General features: G+C 67.3%; 17 protein-coding genes and 4 pseudogenes. 11 read left to right on the top strand and 10 right to left on the bottom strand.

The features are described 5' to 3' along the window. Window positions 1–439 precede the first annotated feature (439 nt). From ACWIHY_RS26430 to ACWIHY_RS26420, 3 genes are all read left to right on the top strand, one after another. Window positions 440–742, top strand: a complete 303-nt coding sequence (locus ACWIHY_RS26430) for a WXG100 family type VII secretion target (protein WP_454378174.1) — start codon at window positions 440–442, stop codon at window positions 740–742. Further along, entirely contained in the window at window positions 739–2142 is a 1404-nt protein-coding gene (locus ACWIHY_RS26425) for a putative T7SS-secreted protein (protein WP_454378173.1), read from the top strand. The genes ACWIHY_RS26430 and ACWIHY_RS26425 overlap by 4 nt, the downstream gene beginning before the upstream one ends. A gap of 538 nt (window positions 2143–2680) precedes the next feature. Next, window positions 2681–3355, top strand: coding sequence for a hypothetical protein (locus ACWIHY_RS26420; protein ID WP_454378172.1), 675 nt, complete (start codon window positions 2681–2683; stop codon window positions 3353–3355). 571 nt (window positions 3356–3926) lie between these two features. Here ACWIHY_RS26420 and ACWIHY_RS26415 read toward each other — a convergent pair. Next, window positions 3927–4151, bottom strand: a complete 225-nt coding sequence (locus ACWIHY_RS26415; protein WP_454378171.1) for a hypothetical protein — start codon at window positions 4149–4151, stop codon at window positions 3927–3929. Between the two features lie 761 nt (window positions 4152–4912). Here ACWIHY_RS26415 and ACWIHY_RS26410 point away from each other — a divergent pair. Both ACWIHY_RS26410 and ACWIHY_RS26405 read left to right on the top strand, forming a co-directional pair. Next, window positions 4913–5041 carry an LPFR motif small protein gene (locus ACWIHY_RS26410; protein WP_454378225.1) on the top strand — a complete coding sequence of 43 codons (129 nt, stop codon included), beginning with the start codon at window positions 4913–4915 and terminating at the stop codon, window positions 5039–5041. A gap of 433 nt (window positions 5042–5474) precedes the next feature. Then, window positions 5475–6635: an aminotransferase class V-fold PLP-dependent enzyme gene (locus ACWIHY_RS26405; protein WP_454378170.1), complete on the top strand. Its 1161-nt coding sequence runs from the start codon at window positions 5475–5477 to the stop codon at window positions 6633–6635. A gap of 407 nt (window positions 6636–7042) precedes the next feature. Here the strand turns inward: ACWIHY_RS26405 and ACWIHY_RS26400 are convergent, their stop codons facing one another. From ACWIHY_RS26400 to ACWIHY_RS26390, 3 genes are read right to left on the bottom strand one after another with little or no spacing between them, the layout of a single operon-like run. Then, entirely contained in the window at window positions 7043–7738 is a 696-nt protein-coding gene (locus tag ACWIHY_RS26400) for a B3/B4 domain-containing protein (protein ID WP_454378169.1), read from the bottom strand. Between the two features lie 41 nt (window positions 7739–7779). Further along, complete coding sequence (locus tag ACWIHY_RS26395; protein WP_454378168.1) at window positions 7780–8427, bottom strand: FMN-binding negative transcriptional regulator; 648 nt, start codon at window positions 8425–8427, stop codon at window positions 7780–7782. A gap of 29 nt (window positions 8428–8456) precedes the next feature. Then, the gene (locus tag ACWIHY_RS26390) at window positions 8457–9272 is read right to left on the bottom strand and encodes an EamA family transporter (RefSeq protein WP_454378167.1); all 816 of its coding nucleotides are present in this window, start codon (window positions 9270–9272) and stop codon (window positions 8457–8459) included. 132 nt (window positions 9273–9404) lie between these two features. Here ACWIHY_RS26390 and ACWIHY_RS26385 point away from each other — a divergent pair, with 132 nt between their 5' ends. The 3 genes and pseudogenes from ACWIHY_RS26385 to ACWIHY_RS26375 form a co-directional block, all read left to right on the top strand. Continuing rightward, entirely contained in the window at window positions 9405–9980 is a 576-nt protein-coding gene (locus ACWIHY_RS26385) for a helix-turn-helix domain-containing protein (RefSeq protein WP_454378166.1), read from the top strand. Between the two features lie 721 nt (window positions 9981–10701). Beyond that, window positions 10702–11406 (top strand): histone protein, encoded by a 705-nt coding sequence (locus ACWIHY_RS26380; protein WP_454378165.1) that lies wholly within the window; start codon window positions 10702–10704, stop codon window positions 11404–11406. Between the two features lie 589 nt (window positions 11407–11995). Further along, window positions 11996–12643 (top strand): annotated as a pseudogene (locus tag ACWIHY_RS26375) (transposase); the annotation flags it as partial. Between the two features lie 594 nt (window positions 12644–13237). On the opposite strand, the gene ACWIHY_RS26370 reads toward ACWIHY_RS26375, so the two are convergent. The 4 genes from ACWIHY_RS26370 to ACWIHY_RS26355 form a co-directional block, all read right to left on the bottom strand. Further along, window positions 13238–13390 carry a hypothetical protein gene (locus tag ACWIHY_RS26370; protein WP_454378164.1) on the bottom strand — a complete coding sequence of 51 codons (153 nt, stop codon included), beginning with the start codon at window positions 13388–13390 and terminating at the stop codon, window positions 13238–13240. A 451-nt stretch (window positions 13391–13841) separates the two neighbouring features. Further along, window positions 13842–14117 carry a hypothetical protein gene (locus tag ACWIHY_RS26365; RefSeq protein ID WP_454378163.1) on the bottom strand — a complete coding sequence of 92 codons (276 nt, stop codon included), beginning with the start codon at window positions 14115–14117 and terminating at the stop codon, window positions 13842–13844. Between the two features lie 610 nt (window positions 14118–14727). Continuing rightward, on the bottom strand, window positions 14728–15195 hold the full coding sequence (locus ACWIHY_RS26360; protein ID WP_454378162.1) for an RICIN domain-containing protein: 468 nt from the start codon (window positions 15193–15195) through the stop codon (window positions 14728–14730). Window positions 15196–15285: 90 nt separating this feature from the next. Continuing rightward, complete coding sequence (locus ACWIHY_RS26355) at window positions 15286–16818, bottom strand: S8 family peptidase (protein ID WP_454378161.1); 1533 nt, start codon at window positions 16816–16818, stop codon at window positions 15286–15288. Between the two features lie 379 nt (window positions 16819–17197). Here ACWIHY_RS26355 and ACWIHY_RS26350 point away from each other — a divergent pair. The 3 genes and pseudogenes from ACWIHY_RS26350 to ACWIHY_RS26340 all read left to right on the top strand — a co-directional run. After that, window positions 17198–17386, top strand: a pseudogene (locus ACWIHY_RS26350) (transposase); the annotation flags it as partial. Window positions 17387–18201: 815 nt separating this feature from the next. Continuing rightward, entirely contained in the window at window positions 18202–18408 is a 207-nt protein-coding gene (locus tag ACWIHY_RS26345; RefSeq protein WP_454378160.1) for a hypothetical protein, read from the top strand. Window positions 18409–18428: 20 nt separating this feature from the next. Then, a complete protein-coding gene (locus ACWIHY_RS26340; RefSeq protein WP_454378159.1) occupies window positions 18429–18776 on the top strand; it encodes a hypothetical protein in 348 nt (115 codons plus the stop codon). An 80-nt stretch (window positions 18777–18856) separates the two neighbouring features. Here ACWIHY_RS26340 and ACWIHY_RS26335 read toward each other — a convergent pair. Then, window positions 18857–19222, bottom strand: a pseudogene (locus ACWIHY_RS26335) (transposase family protein); the annotation flags it as partial. Window positions 19223–19324: 102 nt separating this feature from the next. Further along, window positions 19325–19420, bottom strand: a pseudogene (locus ACWIHY_RS26330) (IS5/IS1182 family transposase); the annotation flags it as partial. Window positions 19421–19577: the final 157 nt, after the last annotated feature.

The raw sequence follows: 19577 nt of genomic DNA, 5'->3' as shown, positions 1-19577 counted from the left end.
CGCCAGCCCTACCCCGGCCCCAACTCTGGCATTGGCGTTCACCCGGTCCAACGGTCGCCAGAGGGCCAATGTGTAGCTCACGCCTGCCATCCCAGCTGCGAGCCCATCGCTGGCGGCGAGGTCGCCATCCTCGGTCAGGTCGTCTCCGTACTACCCGAGGGCATCTCACGAGAGGCGTTGCCAGGAGCGGCACGAACCACGCCCATACTTGGTGTGCCATACCCGAAGAACGCTCCCGCACGGCCGGGTAGTTGCCGACGTGGCTTCCCAGGCTGCAGAGGCATGAATCCGCACGCCCCAAAGACGCCCGGGGCGTTGGATGCGTTGTGAAGATTTGGCGAACGCGAAGAACCCTGTTGCGACCCGCCTGGCACCTGCTGGTTAGCGTGATCTTCGGATTGACGACTGCGGACTGCGAGACGAAGGGGAGCGCGGCGCGATGGGGGCAGGCTTCAAGGTCGAGGTCAGTGAGCTCGACGGGCTCGTCAGAGAGCTCCATCGGAGCCAGGAGGAGATGCGCGCGGCGCTGAACGCGCTGCGTGACACCGGCCCGAAGACCACAGGTAGCAAGGAACTCGACAACGCTTGTGACGAGTTCCACGACAGTTGGGACGACGCGATCAAGAAGATCGCCGATGGCACGCAGGTCATCGAGGACAAGCTCAAGCAGACTCGCGACACCTACCGGGACGCCGAGGCGGCCATCCGGGACGGCTTCGCCGGTAAGGGTGGTGGGAAGTGAGCGACAAGTACCCCTCGCTCGGTTTCGACCCCGCGCCGGGTGACTCCGGCAATGTGGGTTCGCTCGCCGTCCGTACCAAGACGGCCGCGACAGCGCTCGACACCGCGCAGAACAGCATCAAGCGGCTGACGGGCAACGTGAGCTGGGCCGGCGACGCCGCCTCCGCCTTCTCCCAGAAAGTCGGAGAACTGCCCCGCTACCTCAAGGACAGCCACGAAGCGATGCGGACCGCGTCCTCGGAGCTGACGAAGTGGCGCGAAGCACTCACCCACTACCAGAGCACCGCCCGTACGTACGAGGTGCAGGCCAAGCAGGCCAAGGGCAAAGTGGCCTCGGCGGAGAAGGCCAACGACGCAGCGGCCGGCCGCTACAACCAGGCCGCGAACGACCCCGCGTTCCGACTGACCGGACAGATGCTCACCGGACCAGCGCTCCAGGACGCCCAGACGAAGGTCGACGCGGCGAACAGTCGGTTGAAGCAGGCCGACAGTGAACTCGCCTCCGCTTCCACTCAGCTGGACCAGGCGCAGCGTGAACTCGAAGAGATCATCAAGCGGGCCGAGCGGCTGCTGGAGGAACACCAGGCCGAGGCCCGCGGCGTCGCGGGACACATGCGCAAGGCCACGGACGCCGCCCCCGACCCCGGGTTCTGGGATCGGCTCGGCGACAAGTTCAAAGAGATCGGGCACTCGATCCAGGAGTGGTGCGCCCGTAACAAGGACCTGCTGAACAAGATCGGCGACTGGCTGGGGAACATCTCCGCCGTGCTCGGCATCCTGGCGCTGCTGACCCTGTGGTGTCCGCCGTTGTCCGGCGCGCTCGCGCTGGCCAGTGCGGGATTCTCGGCGGGGGCCCTCCTCGCGCACGGCGCCGCGAAGATCGGCGGGGCCGATGTCGGGTGGGGAACCCTCGCCGGCGACGCGATCGGCATCGTCCCGGGCGCAGCGTTCGCGAAGACCGCGATCAGTGGAACCGTGAAGGTCGCGGTGAAGGTAGGGGACGGGGTGGTCACACACATCGACGACGTGGCCAAGGTCACTCGGCTGAACCGCCTCGTCTCCGAGGGAGCCGCAGCAGTGAGCGAAGCCCCCCGAGCTGCCAACCGTTTCCGAAGTGCAGCTGAAGTCCACACCTTCGAAGCCGCAGGCGGCATCGGGAACCGCTTGTCCCTCGCCTGGGAGAATTCGGTGGCAACGAACCTCGGAGCAACTTTCGGCGAAAAGGGGCTGAGCGCGCTCATCACGAACACTCCTGGCCTGCGAAGCCTCCCAGGATTGCAGCAAGCCATCCGCGCCGACGAAACGCTCGATCCCCTCTCGTGGTGGTCGAAGGGACCTCTGCTCGCAGCGGCGGTGCCTGGAGCGGCGAGCGGCATCTACGACAGTGTGACTGGAGAGTAGGGATGGCTAGCGCGCTCCCCGAAGGATCCACCGATCCCGTTCTTCCCTATGCCTCGAGGATCGGCCTTGTCGTATGGTTTTTCGCACAGTGGGTAATGATCCCGGTGCAATGCGTCACGCGCCCCCTCTGGTTGCTGATTCTTTTCTTGGGCGGTGAATCTTACACTGACAAGATCATTGAGGCTCCCAGACGATTCCTCTCCCCGGCCAAGCTCATGCTCCGCATGTCACATAATCCAGCGAGGCACGAAGAATATCTGGATCGGGAGTTCGCTCGGATTTCCGCAGAAATGAATAAGGGGAAATACAGCTGGAGAACCAGATTTTACCACCACGTCGGAACCAGGTGGGTAACTGGTGCCAGGGACAGGGAAAGCCCCCTGGTAGGTGTCATGGTGGGCTGTCGCGAGTATCGGGGGACTCCGCTCAGCGTGATGAGGGGCATCGCGCACGGGCACCGCCTGATCCTGGACGTACCGAGGTCCAATACCATCCGCCCCAGCGTGAGTCTGCGGCCGGCCCCGTGGGAGAACATGTGATGGCCGCACCGAGCGCTGAGCTGCACCTTGACATACCCGGCGGCTTCCACTCCCTGGGTCTCGACCTGGGCGAAGAAGAACGCCTGGAACAGATCTGGTCCATCGCGGAGGAAATCTGGCCGCACGGCACCGACTTCCAACGCGAAGTCGCTTTCCATTCCTACCGCGAAATGGCCGATCACGCGCTGGCCGAGGATTCCTTCTACGCGGGCTTCTGCCTGGACGAGGCGCCCGACGGCCGCCTCACCACCGCCTCCCTGCTCGCTCGCCTCGACCCGCTGAACGAGACCGACGCCGAGCTCTCCGCCCGCGGCCTCTTCGAGGCGCTCTCCGCAAACGGAAACAACACGGTCGAGGACATCCGCGTCCCAGCAGGGCCCGGCGTGCTCGTACTGTGCGGCCTTGAATGGCAGTCCGAGCCGGGAGATGACACCGCGCCGTCCCTGCCGCTCGCCAGGACCGACGTCTACCTGCCCCTCACCCGCATGGGCAGACTCCTCGTCCTGAGCCTCACCACCCCGTCCCTGCCCGATCTCCCCTTCTACGTCTCACTCCTGTCGAAGACCGCCCACGACCTCACCGTCTCCAGCGCCGCAGAGCCTCCCTCCCGCCCGGCAGCCAGTGGGGAGCGCAGAGCCAGCGTCGCCGATCAACTCAAGGCTGACTTCGGGTAGGAGCTGCAGAGACCGTCTGTCCGGCCCGCTCGCGGACCTTGGCGTCCTCGTCCAACAGGGTTTGCAGGAACCGGAGTTACCGGAGTCCGGCCTGTGCGGCGAGCAGCCGTAGGCGAGCCGCTGGTGCCGGGGCCGGTCCGGGGCGAGCCGGTCGACGAGGTGGTCGAGGGGGATCCGCCGGGCGGACGGGGTGAGGGAGGTGACGGTCTCACAGGTCACGGCCGGTGACGGGTCGTCGAGGAGCGGAATCAGGCGCCCGGCGTCGAAGACGTCCAGGGTGCGCAGGCCGGCCACGGCGCGGGACCGGATTGCGGGGTTCGGGTGCTCGGTCAGCGGCCACAGCAGCCCGGCGTCCTGGCGGTCCCCGCACACGGCCAGCCCGATGGGCGCACCGGCCGGCAGCCCGCACACTTTCCTCGAGCGCGGCCATCATCCACCACCGGCGCGGGCTCGGCCGGCTCGGCCGGCTCAGCGAACGATGCGGAAGCCGGCCACACTTATCTGGCCTTGGGGGAAGTCCGGCACACGGTCATCCGGCTCGTCCGCGACCATCTTCGCTTGCCCTCCATCATCACCACACGTGGCAAGGCCACGACTTCGGCTTCACGGGCGTTACGTTCGACGGCGGAGACTTCTCAGGAGCAGAGTTCTCCGGCGGCACGGTCACCTTCGGCTTTGCGATGTTTTCCGGAGGCAGGGTCACCTTCGACCATGCGCCGTTCTCCCGCGGCGACGTCTTCTTCGGCGGGGCGACGTTCTCCGGCGGCACGGTCACCTTCGACACAGTGACGTTCATCGGCAGCAGGGTCGGCTTCAGCAGTGCGAGCGGGTCGCCCCGCCCGACCTGTTGCCGCCAGATGGCTCTCCCGTTCCGAATGGGCTCGGCCTGGCAACAGCCTGGCAACCGACAGGTCCCTACTTGAGGTCAGAGCCGCGAGTGGCATCAGGAAGTCCACTTTGGTTCGGCCGAACCAAAGTCACGGCACGCCACCGCCATGTGCACAGGCTATGGCGGGAGGGGGCGGCCCCGCGCAACGTGCGAATGGAACGCGGAGCCGCCGGCCCGCTGTCCTGTCAGGAGCGGGCGTGTCACTGGCGACAGTAAGCCCAGGACCGTCGATCCGCTCGTTGCACGGTTAACGGTTCGACGTTGCGCCGATTAGCTCTGCCAGACGGGGCCTGTCGGTCATTCCACGCCCTTCGCGAGGGGAGTTGAGTGGTCCTGAAATCTTGGTTTCCTGAAGGCCCGGCCGCCCGGCCCCGGACGTATTCAACTGACGCCAGTTCTCCGCTGTGGGGGCCTGTTGGTGACCGTGTGTGGTGCCGAGCCCTCTGGCCGATCGGCGACCTTGCCCGGCGAAGAGGACACCTGCAGGTACAGCCCGTGTCTCTGCGGGGGCGTGATCGTGGGCCGCTGATGATGCCGCGCACCCTTGCCTGCGGGACTGCGGTGATTCTCGCCGCGGCGTGCTCGCTACGGTGACGACCATGACCGTGGAGATGACGACGGTGCTCAGTTCGCCATGGACTCTGTTTCGTGAAGGGCGGAGGTCCACCGTGTTGAGGGCAATCGCAGATGTTCTTCGGTCCATCGGCGGGGCTATCGCTACCGTCGTCACCCTGCCATTCCGGGCCGTGGCCCGGCTGTTCGGCGGTGCCTCGAGCTCCGCTTACGGACACCACTGACAGGCCATCCGGAGAACCACACGACGCCGGTGGCGCCGCGCGGCAGCTCCCCGGCGTGGGGGAACAGCTCCCACAATTCGTCCGGCACCAGAAGATGCTCGACAAGACTCGCCATGCCCTGGACAGCGAGAGCGATCCGCCGGAAGAAAGGTGTCTGACTTGACATCGCTTCACGGACAGAGGCCGTTTGGGTGATGGTGCTGTCGGCACCCGCGGCCGCTTCGCGTAACCTCGATCCAGAAGGGCACCGACAGCTATATTCCGCCACCGCTCCGCCGGTCGCGGTGTAAAGGGGTGCTGGATGTCGATGACGAGTCGGCGCGGTCTGCTGGCGAGATCTGCGGGAGCGGTGGCGGTCACCCTCGTGCCCAGCTCGTGCGCGTCAAGAGCGAACACACCACGGGAGCAGCCGGTCACCACGGTCGACGGGCGCGTGGACTGGGACGCCTTGCGGGCGCAGTTTCGTCTGGAGCCGGGATGGGTAAACCTGGCGTTGTTCTACCTGGCCTCGCATCCGAAGGTGGTGCGGGATGCGGTGGATCATCTGAGGGCACAGGTCGACGCCAATCCTCTGTCGGTGTCCACGGGGATGGCGCTGCCCGACGGTCCGACCGGATGGCCCCGGGTACGCCAGGCGCTCGCGGCCTATCTGGGAGGCCGGGCCGAGGACATCGCGATGACGGCGAGCACGAGTGTCGGGCTGGGTGTCGTCTACAACGGCGTCGTGACCCGTCCGGGACAAGAGTTTCTGTTGACGGAGCACGACCACATCTCCCATCGCACCGCCGCCCGGTTGGCCGCCGAAAAGCATGGCAACACGTTGCGGCTGGTCTCCTGGTTCGACGATCCGGCCACCGCGACGGCGGACGGCATCGCAGCGGCAGTCGGCGAGGCGATACGCCCGAACACCAGAGTCGTGGGGATCACCTGGGTGCAGTCCAGCACGGGGCTTCGGATGCCCGTGCGTGCGGTGGCCGAGGTGGTGCGCCGGGCCAATGACGGGCGCAGTCCTGCCGACCGGTGCCTGCTGGTCGTCGACGGCGTGCACGGGCTGGCGGCAGTCGACGAGGATGCCGCTGGCCTGGGCGCGGACGTGGTGATCGCCGGAACGCACAAATGGCTGTTCGGTCCAAGGGGAACGGGGCTGGTCTGGGTGGCGCCGGACGTCCTCGAGCAGCTGCGGCCGACGTTCGTGAGCTTCATCAGGGGCGGGGGAGCAGCGTCCCTGTCGCCCGGTGGGTTTCTGGCGTTCGAGCATGCCTTCGCCCTGCCGGCGGCGGTGGCGCTGCATGAGCAGTTGGGCCGAGCACGCGTTGCCACCCGGATCACACAGCTGTCGACCCGGGTGAAGCAAGGACTGAGCCGCATCCGCGGGGTCACCGTGCACACTCCTCCCCACTCAGAACTGTCAGCGGGCATCACCTGTTTCAGCGTGGCCGGCCACACCCATCAGCAGGTAGTCGACCACGCCGCCGCCCACCGCGTGCGGCTGTCCACCTCGACCTACACCCGCATCGGTACCGCCGTAATCAACACCCCAGCAGAGATCGACACCGCACTCAACAGCCTGGCTGATCTCACCCGGTCAACGTGACCCGACCCTGAAGGACCGGGCTTGGAGGTAGCGCCCAACCGGCTGTTGGGTTGGCTCCTCCGTCCAAGCCACCCGCCATCGGGTGGCTGGGCCGCGTGACTCACGCCCCTCAGTCCACATCGGTCACGGCCAAAACGCCGAAGGCTTTCGTGACGAGCTGCAGTTGCGCATCGGCGGGACTTGCAAGGCCGGCAAGGACCGTGCCGCTGAAGGCGAGTAACAGGCTGGCCTTGGTGTCGGTACGGGCGGAAGCGCGCAGGTTCGCAGATTCTCGTGGGCTCCATAAGCAGAACCCGTACGCCGATCTGCGGTAGGCGCAGACGTGCGTACAGGTTCGGAGTCCGGATTGGTGTGTTCGAGCTTGGCCAACGTCCGTCCGGAGCCGGGGCGGTGTTAAAGGAAGTGGTTCAGGCGCTGGCGTCGGAGCTGAGGTAATGCACCGTGGTCTGCCCTGCGCGCGGAGTCAGCAGTTCCTGTAGTTCGCTGGCGGAGGTCTTGAGGAGATGTCCGTCCCTGCTGGCCCGGAGGGTTTCGAGGACGAAGGCCACGCTGGTGGAGTCGTTGGTGACGCGGGTGCGGTGGGCGTCTCGGTGGTTCCAGTGCCGAGTGAGGACGTCGGTGGTGTCGGCGTAGATGATCTCGCCGGGCTTGGGGTTCTCCACGGTGTCGGGTTCGCCAAGCGGGGTGAAGTTCTCGCTGCCGTCCGCGTGCCGAATGTCTATGTCCCCGGTGACGTGGTCGAGGTCGAAGGCTCCGGCGGGCAGACCGTGGCGGACGGAGACGGCGTTGTAGGAGTCGACGGCCGGATTGATGCGCGGCAGAGTGCCCTTCTTCGCCAGGCGGCGACCGAGGGCGTCGACGCTGGGCCGGATGCGGCGGGGGTTGGTGCCGAAGGAACGGTAGGCGGTGTGCCATGCCTCGATACGCGGGTCGGTCTCGTCGGCGGGCTGCCAGGTGCCGTCGACAAGCTGCTCCAGGTCCTCCACTGCGGCGGCGGTGGCGGGCCAGGGTTCGTGGTTACGCAGGCCGGTGGCGGAGACGACGGCGATGAGGGCGTCAGGAAATGCTTCCGCGACGGCGGGACTGATGCGGAAGGTAGTCATCAGGGGATCCGTTCCAGGATGGTGCGGGCGCGCGGGCGTGGTCAGGATTTCCAGGTGCCGATGCGGTCCAGGCGGCGCAGCTGCTGGTTCGCGGTGGGCGCGTCCAGGTCGGTGCCGCGTTCGGTGAGCCGACGGGCGATGTCGGTGCGCTGCTCGACGGGTTTGTGGTCGTCGTACTTGAACTTCGCCCGGACCTCGGTGACGTCCAGGCGCAGGCCGCGGATGCCGGGCAGCATCCGCCCGTACGGGGGCTGGTCGGCCTCGGTGGGGGCGTGGTCGCCTTCGGGCTGGAAGTGGGCCATCTGGCTGCTCAGCAGGTCGGCCTTGGCCTTCGGGTCGTCGATGATCGTGGCCTGGCAGGTGAACTGGACGGCCGCGTAGTAGCTGGTGGGCACGCCGTCGGTGGGCGGGACGTCGGACTTGGCGCGCCAGGGGCCGGGGATAAAGGCGTAGTCGCTGGTGACGGTGAAGGTCACGTTCGGGTCGACCTCGACCGTTTTCCAGACGGGGTTGGGGCGGGCGAGGTGGATCAGCAGGGTGGTGCCGTCGACGGTGAAGTGGGTGGGCACGACGGTGGGCGCCTGTCCGGGCAGGCCGTTGACGCTGAGCAGGCCGAAGTCGTTACCGTCGGCGATCCAGGTCTGCCATTCCCCGTCGTCGAGAGCGGCGTCCCAAGGCTGGATGAACATGCCGGGGTTCCTTTCGGTGAGGTGTGGGGTCAGGTGAGGGCGAGGAGGCTGACGGCGACGGCGGCCGTGCCCAGGCAGATCAGCTGCCCGCGGTGGATGCGTTCGGCGAGGACGCTGCGGGCGAGCAGGACGGTGCCGGCCGGGTAGAGGGCGGTGATCAGGGCGACGACGGCCAGGTCGCCGCTGCGGGCGGCGAGCAGGAACAGCAGGTTCGCCACCGAGTCCAGCACGCCTGCCGTCGCCGACATCGCGTACGCGGGCTTCTCCGAGCCCAGGCGCCGGTACACCAGGCCGGCCGCGGCCAGCGTGGCCGCGGAGGAGACAGCACGGCCGACGATCAGCGGGCCAACGCCGCTGTCCGCCGGCGCCTGGTGCAGGAAGACCAGCTGAAGGGCGATGGCGGCCCCGGCGCCGAGGGCCATCAACAGCGCGGTGCGCGACGGCCGCGTGCTGCCAGCGCCGTGGCCGGCGCTGACCAGCGCCACGGCCGCCAGCGCCAGCGGCAGGCCGATCAGCCCGGCCAGGCCCAGGTGCTCGCCCTGCAGCAGCCCGACGCCGACCGGCAATATCGCCGAGATCAGCGCGGTGACCGGGGACAGGACGTTCATCGGGCCGATCGCGAGCGTGCGGTAGAGCAGGGCGAACGCGGCGGCCGACGCGACGCCGGAAGCCCAGCCGAGGGTCGCGGGGGCGAAGGAGGCGCCGAGGAAGGGCCACAGCAGCAGCTCGACGGTGAGCGAGGCCGGGGCGGCGATCGTCACGGTGCGCAGGACGTGGGCTTTGCGGGCGCCGAGGCCGCCGAGGAAGTCGGCGCATCCGTAGGCCAGGGAGCTGCCCAGGGCCAAGCAGCAGAGCGATCACGGGTACATCCCTTACTATCAGTGGAACGACTACACCGTACAACGCACCGACCGAAAGTCGTCAACCGAACGACCGCACGGTGCAGTGCATTGATCTACCTCTGGAGGGGCGAAGCGATGGCCGAGACCGATGCGGCGCTGCGGATGCTCGCGCACAACGTCCGCGCGGCCCGTACCCGCTCCGGGCTCTCCCTGGACGAACTCGGCCGGCGCGCGAAGGTCAGCAAGGGCGCCCTGGTCGGGCTGGAGAAGGCCCAGGGCAACCCGAACTTCGCCACCCTGGTACGCCTCGCCGACACCCTCGGCATCTCTGTGTCCGCGCTGATGGAAGGGCCGGCCGAAGCCCGCGTCCGGGTCGTGACGGCCGACGCCGTCATGCCCCTGTGGCAGGGTGAATACGGCAGCGAAGCCCGGCTCATGTTGACTACCTCGGGGCCAGCCCCGGTCGAGGTCTGGCGCTGGACACTGGAGCCCGGCGAGGAGTACCCCAGCCACCCCCACCAGTCCGGCGTCGTGGAGACCGTCAGCGTCACCGCCGGACAGATGGTGCTCGTTGTCGACGGCACCGAGCATCTTGTTGAGGCCGGGCAGACCGCCACCTTCGACGGCGCCACCGCCCACACCTACCGCAGCTCGGGCACCGAGACCTGCCACCTGATCATGACCGTCCACCTGCCCCCCGGCCCCGCGTAGCGCTCCGCCGTCCTGTCGTGCATCGAACCAAGCGACTCTGTCTGATTTGTCAAGCAAATGCCCGTATCAAGCGATTCAACTAAGGTTGACGGGGAGCATTCCTTCTCGCCGAACGATGGCGGAACGCGAGAGGCAGGCAGGTCATGGCGAAGCACGAGAGAGCATCCGAGCCGCCGACCGGTGAAGGGCCGAGCCGCCACAAGGGCAACCAGCAGCATGGCTGGTCGCAGGATGTGGACGAGACCGGCCAGCAGAAGAACGACAGCGCGCGCCGCTCCTTCCATCCGGACGAGTACGCGGCGAAGCGTGGCCCTGGCAGGACGGTGTCCAAACAGGAAAGCGAGGCGGTCTCCGGCGACACGGTCCGGAGCAGGTCGCGCCGCGGGGAGGAGCGGGGCGGCAAAACTGGTGGGAAGGGTATGCACGACACCGGCCCAGGGGCCGCTCTCAGCGCCCCAGTGGGAGCAAGGATGCCTCCGCATCCACCGGAGTCGATCCGCAGGACCCGCCCTCCGACTCCCGCTGAGGGGTGTACCGCGCCGGCACTTCAACGCTGGCCGACGCGCTACAGCATCGGCAGGCCGTCACCGGGGTTAGGGCCCTGATGAACGCCCCCTGAGCCCGAAGTCAGGCCCCTGGCGCGCGGTCGCGCGGGCAGTCACCCCACGGGATCCTGTGGGCGCCGGGCCAACCGCAGCACTCTTCGCAGAAGGCAAGCGTTATGGAAAACAGCACCAAGGCGGCTCTCGCGGCTGGCATCGCGGCGGGATACGTCGTCGGCCGGACCAAGAAAGAGAAGCTCGCCCTGAGTCTTGTAGCCCTCGCGGCGGGCCGGAGTCTGGATCCCAGGGCCTTGATCGGCGAGGGGGTCAAGAAACTGTCCGAGAATCCCCAGTTCGCTGAGCTCGGCGAGCAGGTTAGCGGCGAGCTGCTCGACTCGGGGCGTTCCGCCTTGTCCGAACTGGCCAACCGAGGTCTCGCATCTCTCACCGGAGCCCTTCAGCAGCGGACGAGCTCTCTGGCGGGCGCAACGGACGGTGAGCCGGAAGGCGAAGAGGTAAACGAGGACGCCGCCGACGACTCAGAGGACTATCAAGGCGAGGACGCCTACGACGACGAGGAAGAGGGTCGGGAAGAGGAAGACCGAGAGGCACGGGACGAGGAAGAGGAGCCCGGTGAGGACGAGGAAGAAGAGCCGGCACCTGCCAGAATTTCTCGGCACCGTCCGGCCACGGAGGAGGCAGCCGAGAAACCTACCGACAGGAGGCCGGGACCGAAGAACCCTCCCGCCAAGAAGGCGATGGACCGCAAGGCTGCGGACAGGAAGGCGGCCGAGAAGAAGGCTCCCTCCAAGAGGGCAAAGGCAAAGCCCACCCGCACAGCGGTCGCAGATGACCGTAGAAGCGGCCGGCGCCCGGCCCGCTGAGCCGAATCCCTCGACTCATGCCCTCCTGGCGATCCACCCTTTCCCGAGGGCACAATCGCGCATAAGCCTGACCGAACCGCCAGCGTCACCCAGGCGACACGCTCCTGCAGTTCGTCCAGAAGCTGCCCGGCGCTGCCCGGCGCCGGCTCGGCGTAGCGCAGCACCCTCCTGTGCAGCTTCATGAGCCGCCTCGGAGAACAGGCAAGGCGGAGGGGGAGGGGTATGGGCGGCGCAAGGCGAGCGGCATCTTCGGTTTCCTGCGCCGGTGAAGCACCGGAGCTCTGCCGGTCCGCAGCGCGGCTACCTGTTGAGCGCGGGTATCGGAGGGTGGGGCCCTGGGCCGGGCAGGGATACCAGGGCCCCACCGGGCGCGCGCAGATCGTGGATCGATTCGTGCGCGCGCCTCGGGGGACAACAGTGTCGGCCGGTTCCGGGTCACGGGCCGGATTGTTCTCGGGGTGTTAAGGGCCGTGTTGTGTGGGCACACGAGTGATCAGTGGGAGTGGAACAGAGCATGGTCTCCAGGGGTCGGCCGCAGTGGTTGGCGGTCGGCCCCGAGTCATGTTTCCGCAGTCGGTCCCGCGCGCACTACGCAGCCAAGAAGGCCCGCGTCGAACACCTACGCAATCGCCGACGGCGAGGTCATACCCGAGGAGGGCGACCCCGAAGTCGTCTTCTGTATGGACGAGTTCGGGCTGCTCAACCTGATGCCGCCCCCCGGACGGCAATGGGCCGAGCACGGCGGAGGCACAAAGACCCCGCTCGCGAACCACGCCGACGGCGCCGGGCCACCTACAACCGCTACGACGGCGTGCGACACCTGTTCGCCGCCCTGGACCTGGCCAAGGACAAGCTCTACGGGCACATCAAGCCGGTCAAGAAGCGGACGCAGTTCCTGGAATTCTGCCGCTACCTGCGCACCCTGTGCCCAGCCGATGTCCTTATCGCGATCGTCTGCGACAATTTCTCCCCGCACCTGACCACGAAGAAGTGCCAGCGGGTCGGTACCTGGGCCGCAGCGAACAACGTCGAGATCGCCTACACCCCGACAAACTCCTCCTGGCTCAACCGCATCGAGGCCCAGTTCACCGCACTGCGCTACTTCACCCTCGACGGCACCGACCACACCACCCACAAAGAACAAGGCAGCATGATCCGCCGCTACATCATCTGGCGAAACCGCCACGCCGGCGACCAGCGCCTACGTGCCGTCATCGACAGGGCGAACGTTGCCTGACACGGCACTCGCTCCTCAGGCCAGTACCGCATAAGCATGGCCATGCGGAGGAAGCCCGGGGCATGGAATCCGAGTACCCAGCCTAGAAGCGCTGGCACTGCAAACGGGCGGCCGCCTGGTCTTGCCTCAAAGCCTGATTTCGGCCGTACTTGTCTGCGCAATGACGCTCACTGCCACAATCGGGCCCTTCATCGGACCGGTTACCACACTCACCAGGCCCGAGGGACCCTCTCCACCCGGACACTGAAAAGCACACTGGTATGCAAGGGTCACAAACAGGCTCCCGCGAAAGGTGGCGAGCGCCAGGAGGCGCAGGCGCTGAAGAGGCACAGGCACAGGCGCAGGCGGAAGCGTGTGCGTGGCGTAAGGAAAACTACATCTTTGGCTTCCTGCGACGCTGAAAGCGCCGGAGCTCTGCCGGTCTGTACGCGTCGCTCGTTGCCTGGAATTGGGGGGCCCGGGCCAGGCGCGGTTGTCGGGGGGCCCGGAGCGCGCGATCCGTGAATTTCGCACGTCAGCCCTGACAACTGCGCCGGTCAGTTTCGGGTCACGGGCTTGGCGGGGTGAGGCCTGGCTGCGGCGCAGCGGTTGTGGTCAGCGCTTGCGCAGGCGCGTAAGGACCCGGTGTGCGACGGAGCGGTCGTACTTGATGCCGTGCTGGGCCAACTCGTCGACCAGGGCTTGAGCGATGGCGTTGGTAGAGCGGGGGTCGTCGGCGCTGATGCGGTGATGGAACAGGATCTCCACGGCCTGCCACTTCGACGCGCAGTCACGCAGACGTGCGGCCAGGTCCTCATCCGGAGTCGGCGCGCCGCTCTCCTCTGAAGGCGGGGGCCCTGAACGGGAGAACCGTTCAAACGGTGACAGGCGCAGCTCGGCACACACGCGTCCTCATCGCTGGTGTCGTCCAGGAGCCGGCCCTGCGGCCGGCCGGGTGTGGAGTGCACCAGCTTGATCCCGAGCTTCGCGCAGGCCCGCAGCAGCCACGAGTCCACGAAGGCGGAGCCGTTGTCGACGTCCCGGCCGAAAGTTCGCGATTTTCCGAAGGTGCTTCGTGGCGAACTTGCGGGTTCGGTCGCCGGAAATCGGGGAGTGCGGGCGCGGGTTTGAGGGCAGGAGTGTGCATGGGTGTGACCTGTCGATCAGAGTGGGGGAGTGGACGCGTACCGGCTCCGGAGTGCCAGCCGTGGCCTGGGGGTTACTGGTTCTGTTCGAGTGCGGACTCGAGGAATGCCTTGGCGGCGTTGGCGTAGCGCATTGCGGCGCGCTCGCTGATGCCGAACACGGCGGCCAGGTGGAGGGCATCCGGTCCGCGGGTGAGGGCCTCTTCGAGCTGGCGGTCCATCCGGATTTGGTTGGGCGTCACGCCGGACTCGTGGAACCGATCGCTGAGCCAGTGGAAGCTGACGGGCTTCTCGTTCTGCGCGGTGTGCTCGGAGATGATCAGGTGGGGAGCTACGCGCGTCAGCCGCACGCTGTGTCCCTGCCTCCGCCCCCGAATTCTCCCTGTACCGGGTGGCCGGCGGGCACCCCGGATGGGTTGTGGCTTGCAGGTGTTGGCCCGGGGGCGGCCAATGTGCCTTCACCGCCGAGAAAGGGTGTGCCGACCGGCGGCCCCTGAGCCCGGCGGGTTCCTTCTCCTTCAGCTGAAAGGGATCTGTCTCATGCCAAACCACGCTTCCACCTCCACGCCCGAGGCCTCCACAGCCCCTCCGGCGCGGGTGACGGTGCAGACTCTGGCCAAGAAGGCCAGGAAGGCCAAGTGTGCAGCGTCGCCCCGGCTCAGCCGTGCCGGCGAACTCCAGGTCATGGGCCGGCCGGGTGAAGTGCGATGGCGCGCCAACGGGTCAGGGGCCGGGCCATTGAGAGTGAGTCATGCTGACGTTCTGCTCCGTTACCGACTCTCCGCCTGAACGAAATTGGCCAGCAGAGTCCACGGCTGCCTCAAAACTCGCACCCTCTACGACGAAGCAACCGCATGGTCGCATCACGCCCAACCCCATACCGTGCTACACCCAACGACATGGGGTGTCTGGCATGACGCTCGGTTTCTTCCTTGCCGAGCAGTTTCGGCTCGGCGGAGTTTACTCAGGTGCCACGGGGGACTCCCGCTCAGCCGCTGCTGCCGGAACCTGGCCGACCAGCTGGAAGTGCCATGCGGTCGCCTCGCCAATAGGCTCCACCAGGGCGGTGCGTGGCGGATGGATACGCATCGGGCTGCGCCCCAGGACGAGCTCGGTGCCGGGAGCACCGACAACGAAGCGGTCCGGCTCCTCAACGGGAGCGAGTTGCCATGCGCGGGGTTCGGGGGATCCGCCCACCAGAACATTGTGGTCGGGCTCGCCCGCGAAGCCCAGGAACGTCTTGCTTCTGACGTTCGTGATCGTGCAGGTGCCGTGATCGGCGGGGTGAATCTTCCACTCCTGCTCGCCACTGCCGTTGGGAGGCAGGGTCTGTACCGGTGATGAGTCGCCGGCCGCGTCCTCCAGGGTGAGAAATTCGCCGCCGGGAACGCCTATCCGGTAGCAGCCATCAGTGTCAAATGAGGTCATATTGCGACTCCCGCTTCTGTTCATACGGCGCTGCGACGGGCGGGCGGTCCGGCCGTCGCAGCACTGGCTGTCGTCGGCGATCGCCGGCGATCACGCCAGCGCAGCCGGAATCATCTGACTCAGGTTGGGCCGGTTTCCGATCCGCTGGATGGCCGGGCGTCCGGGCGCGTCCTGCTGAGGCCAGCCGGTGTTCCTCAGCAGGTCCCGGACCTGCCACCCGTCCAGCGGACTACGGTCGCTCGCCTTCAGTACGCCCTGTACGCAGGCCACAGCGCCAACGACGATCGGGGACGCGCTCGACGTCCCGCTGAACCTGTCGGTATACCAGAAGTCGGGATTCCCCCCGGCCTGCAGGTCGCCGTATCCCGTCGTGGTGACCTCTCGGCCCCAACCCTGTGTGTCCACGCACGAGCCGAAGTTGGAGAAGTCGAGGCGGGAACGGTCGGGGCCCCAGTCCGCGCCGTGGGTGCCGGGCGGAGGAGCGCCGGCGCCGACGATGACGGCACCGGAGTCGAGCAGGCTGCGCCGGAAGGGGTTGGTCCACCACAGCGGGAAGTCGGGGGACCTGTCGTACACCGGGTCGTCGAGGTTCTCCGCGCCGTTACCGGCGGCCTCGACGACGACCACGCCCTTGTCCGTGGCATACCGGATGGCAAGGAAGTCATCCGGCCACCACTCGACCGCGATGAACCCCTGCTGGCCTATCCCGGTGGCCCGTGGCCCCGGCCGGTGAATCTCCAGGAGAAGGACGTCCCCGGGACCCAGTCGGTCCGCGGCGGCCCGGATGGCGGTCGCGGTCGGCAGAGAGAACGACGAGGCGCTGATCACCGCGTCGGGCGCGATGCCGGTGACGCCGAACCCGTTCACGTCACCACTGATTTCGCCGAGGACGGCGGTGCCGTGATTGGTGTCGGTGCTGTTAATTCCCGAGATGACACCCCCCTGGTTCTGGAGCAGGTCCTCATGGCCGAAGCGCCAGCCCCATTCGCAGTCGATCACCCGGACTCCGTCCCCTGTGCCGCCCGGGTGCTTCCATGCGTGGCGGGCGTCGATGCCAGCCGGTCCCGGGCCCAGGTAAATCTGGCGGACCGTGTAGTCGGGCGTCATCGACGGAGCGTCCGGCCCAATGGGGGCCATGTCGTTGATGGGCGTTACCTTGCGCTCCTCGGCCCTAGAGAAGGGGCGTGTCCAGGGCCGGGACTCGGTTTTGGCCCGGGCGAGTTCGGCAGCGGGCTTGACGTAGGCGGCCTCGATGACGTCGAGTTCCCGGAGTCTTTCGGCGATCTCCTCGAGCCGCTCCTCGGGCGCGTCCACCTGGTAGAAGCGCACCATTTTGCCGAGGTTCTCCTCGACCTGATCAGCGGACTCGCCCGCCTGCGGCGTCTGTTGCGCCTGGCGGCCCAGCCGCGCCAGGTCGGCGTCGAACAGCGGTTTCAGGACGATGTCGGGCGCAGCCGCCAGCTCATTCAGCCCGGCCACATCAGCGCCCCGGGCCGACGACGCGCCCGACGGCGTGATCTCCACGCCCACGTCCTCCGCCACCGCGCAGATGAGTTCGGGGTGTCCTCGTACTTCGTCGTACTGCGGTCGGCGGTTTCCGCCATTCATTCCCTGCCTGGGCATATTCGCTCCTTCCACGTCATGACGCGTGGGAGTATCCGCTGGGGTCAAATCGAAATCCGCATGTGCCTGCGCCGGAAAGTCATAGATCTGCCGTAAGGGGCTCCAGCGTCTGGCCCCGGCGCATGACCGTACGTGCTGAACTACGGCCCGCCAGCTGGCCGACCGAAGTGACATCGACAGGATGACGGTGCCGATTGTTCTTCCCCACCACGCTGACACAGGTCCCGGCCGGCCGCACATCTACATGGCGGACGGCCATTGGAGGGAAAGTCACGCCGGCGAAACCTGCTGATCCGGCCGCCTCGGGGCACGGGCGTCTTAGAGGAAACAGAAGAAGTTGACGGTGTGACCGTCGGCTTGGATGCTCGTCCGTTGACATGTGGGGAAAAGGGATGCTCGTCCGTGGATCGTCTCGGATGAACTGTGGTCGCTGATCGAGCCGTTGTTACCGGAGGCGGGGCCGAGGGTCGCGGGGCGTCCGCGAGTGCCGGACCGGCGGGCTCTGTGCGGGATCCTGTTCGTGCTGCACACTGGCATCCAGTGGGAGTACCTGCCCCCGAGAGCTGGGCTGATCACACATCGACACGTCCAACGCCTTTGTGAAGACCTCTTTTAGGCGTTATGTCATTTGGCGACTCTGCGGTAGCAGATCGGGGTGCGGGCGATGTTCGGGATGGCGTCCCAGCCGCTGGGAGGTGTTGATGCCTTTGCGGGCGATGTGGTGCCGGATCTCGCGTTGAGACAGTCATTGCCGCAGGCTTGCTGGACCTTGCCGTAGTCGTAGCCCTGCCCTTGTCGGCGTGGAGCTCGCCGGGCTTGCGACGCCGGCGCCGTCGGCCGCGGGGGACCGGATCGGAGGTGTGCCGTTCGAGAGCGGGGTCAGGGCCTGGGGCGACGGCCGGTTGGGGCTCCGCACCGCGGAGGCGTGCGCGACTTCCAGAGGGTAGAAGGGCTCGTCGTCGACGCCGTCGTTGGGCCGCAGAGCTGGAAGGTTCTGTCGGCCGAGGACATGCAGGCGTGCCGACCCTGCGCGAGGGCTCGCCCTCGGGCGGCGCCGTGGCGTTGTTGTAGCGCGTGCTGCGGAGCGCGGGGTTCGATCCCGCACCCGTGGACGGGGGCCTTCGGGCCGCGGACCGCCGTGGCGCCAAGGGTTTCCAGAGGGCGGCGGGGAGGCCCCGTCGACGGCTTCGTCGGGCCGCGGACCTGGCGTCTCCTCGGCTGAACCTGCCGGATTGCGCCGTACTTGGCGCGGCGTGACGCTAGAGGAAAGGGCTTGTTCCCAGCGGCAGTCCGCCGCTTGCCGGTGTCGCGCCGCGATCGCGGCGGGCCGTTTGCTCCGAGCTTCCCCGAACCCCTGGACATGCAGGTCGGAGGACGATGGACATGGCGGAAGAAGAGCGCTTCACCGTGCAGGTGAGCAAGAGAGAAGACCTCGGAGCCTTGAGCGACGAATCCCAGGACCGCAGGACGAACGTCACGGTGCGCCGGCCCTACCGGACGGCTCAGGTCCCCGACGTGGTCGTCGAACGCGAGGGCCGCGAGGGCGTGCGTCCGGCTCCTGGCCGGGCCACGGAGTCCGGGAAGAGCTGACGACCGGAGGGAGAGGCACGATGCTGCAGTACCTGAACCGGTGCCCGTTTGCGGTCTCGGTGGCCATCATGCGGTTCACCCCCGGCTGTTCGGACGGCGGAGACTGGACGAAGGAAGGCTGGTGGAACGTCCCACCGAACGGCTCCAAGATCCCGTACGCCGGTGATCTGGGCGACGTGAACGCCTGGTGGTGCGACTTCATCATGGGCGGTGGGCAGGTGTGGCCGGGCTCGGGGATCATCCGCGCCCTGCCGTTGCGGGCGTTCAGCTGGTGCGAATGGACGGCCAGCACCGACTCCTTCGACGCCGACATGTTCCTGTTCAACGTGGACGGCAACGACGACCAGATCTTCGAGATCGTCCCCTGAGCCCTGAGCCCTGAGCCCTGAGCCCTGAGCCCTGAGGCCTAGTGGCGTGCAGATCATTAACTCGCCTTCTTGATCTTGGTTTAGGTGGGGCCTGAAGCGAGGAACGTCGTGATGTCGGCGGGTGTGCGGAAGCGGGCGGTGGAGGCATTGCTGCGGTGGCCGTGTGCTTCCAGGAGTGGGCGGACTTCCTGACTCGCTCGGCAGATGGTCACGGCAGTGACGCCGAAGAGTTGACCCAGGAGGTTCATGGTGGCGAGTTTGCGCAGGTGGAGCACGGTGGCCAGGATCTGGTCGGCTGGGGTGAGCTTGGCTTTGGCGCCTGTTCCGGGTGCGACCAGACGCTCGTGGTCACGACGTGTGCGGAGCACTTCCTCGCGTTGAATCTCCAGCGCGGGCGTCAGGGTGTCGATGAGTTGGCTGAGTTGTTGGCGGGTCATACCGGTCAGCCCGGTCCCCACACCCGGCCCGCCGCCACGGTCCGCGCGAGAGTAACGGGCAGACGTACCAAAACTGTGCAGCTCGATGCCTCCACCTGGGGCCACCATCACGCGTCGCCGGCCGCTAGGCCGGTGCCGCCCTCCCTGGTACCCACCGTCGGCGATGGTGGGTGCGCCGCGGGAGGCGCGGTCGACGCCGGACTCGGTACCAGTGCCACCAGCCTGGCGAACTGCACCTCGGTCAGTCCGGAGAACGGCTCGATCCAAAAGAACAGGGCCGAAAACCTGTCCCGGATCAAGCGCCGGGCGGCGGCCGAGGGCGTGGTCGAGCGGAGGATCATCCTTTCACCCCTGCCGCACCCTG

The sequence above is a fragment of the Streptomyces sp. NPDC055287 genome, from assembly GCF_053646035.1.
The sequence above is the reverse complement of the archived record's forward strand: the minus strand, read 5'-3'. Positions and strand labels throughout refer to the sequence as shown.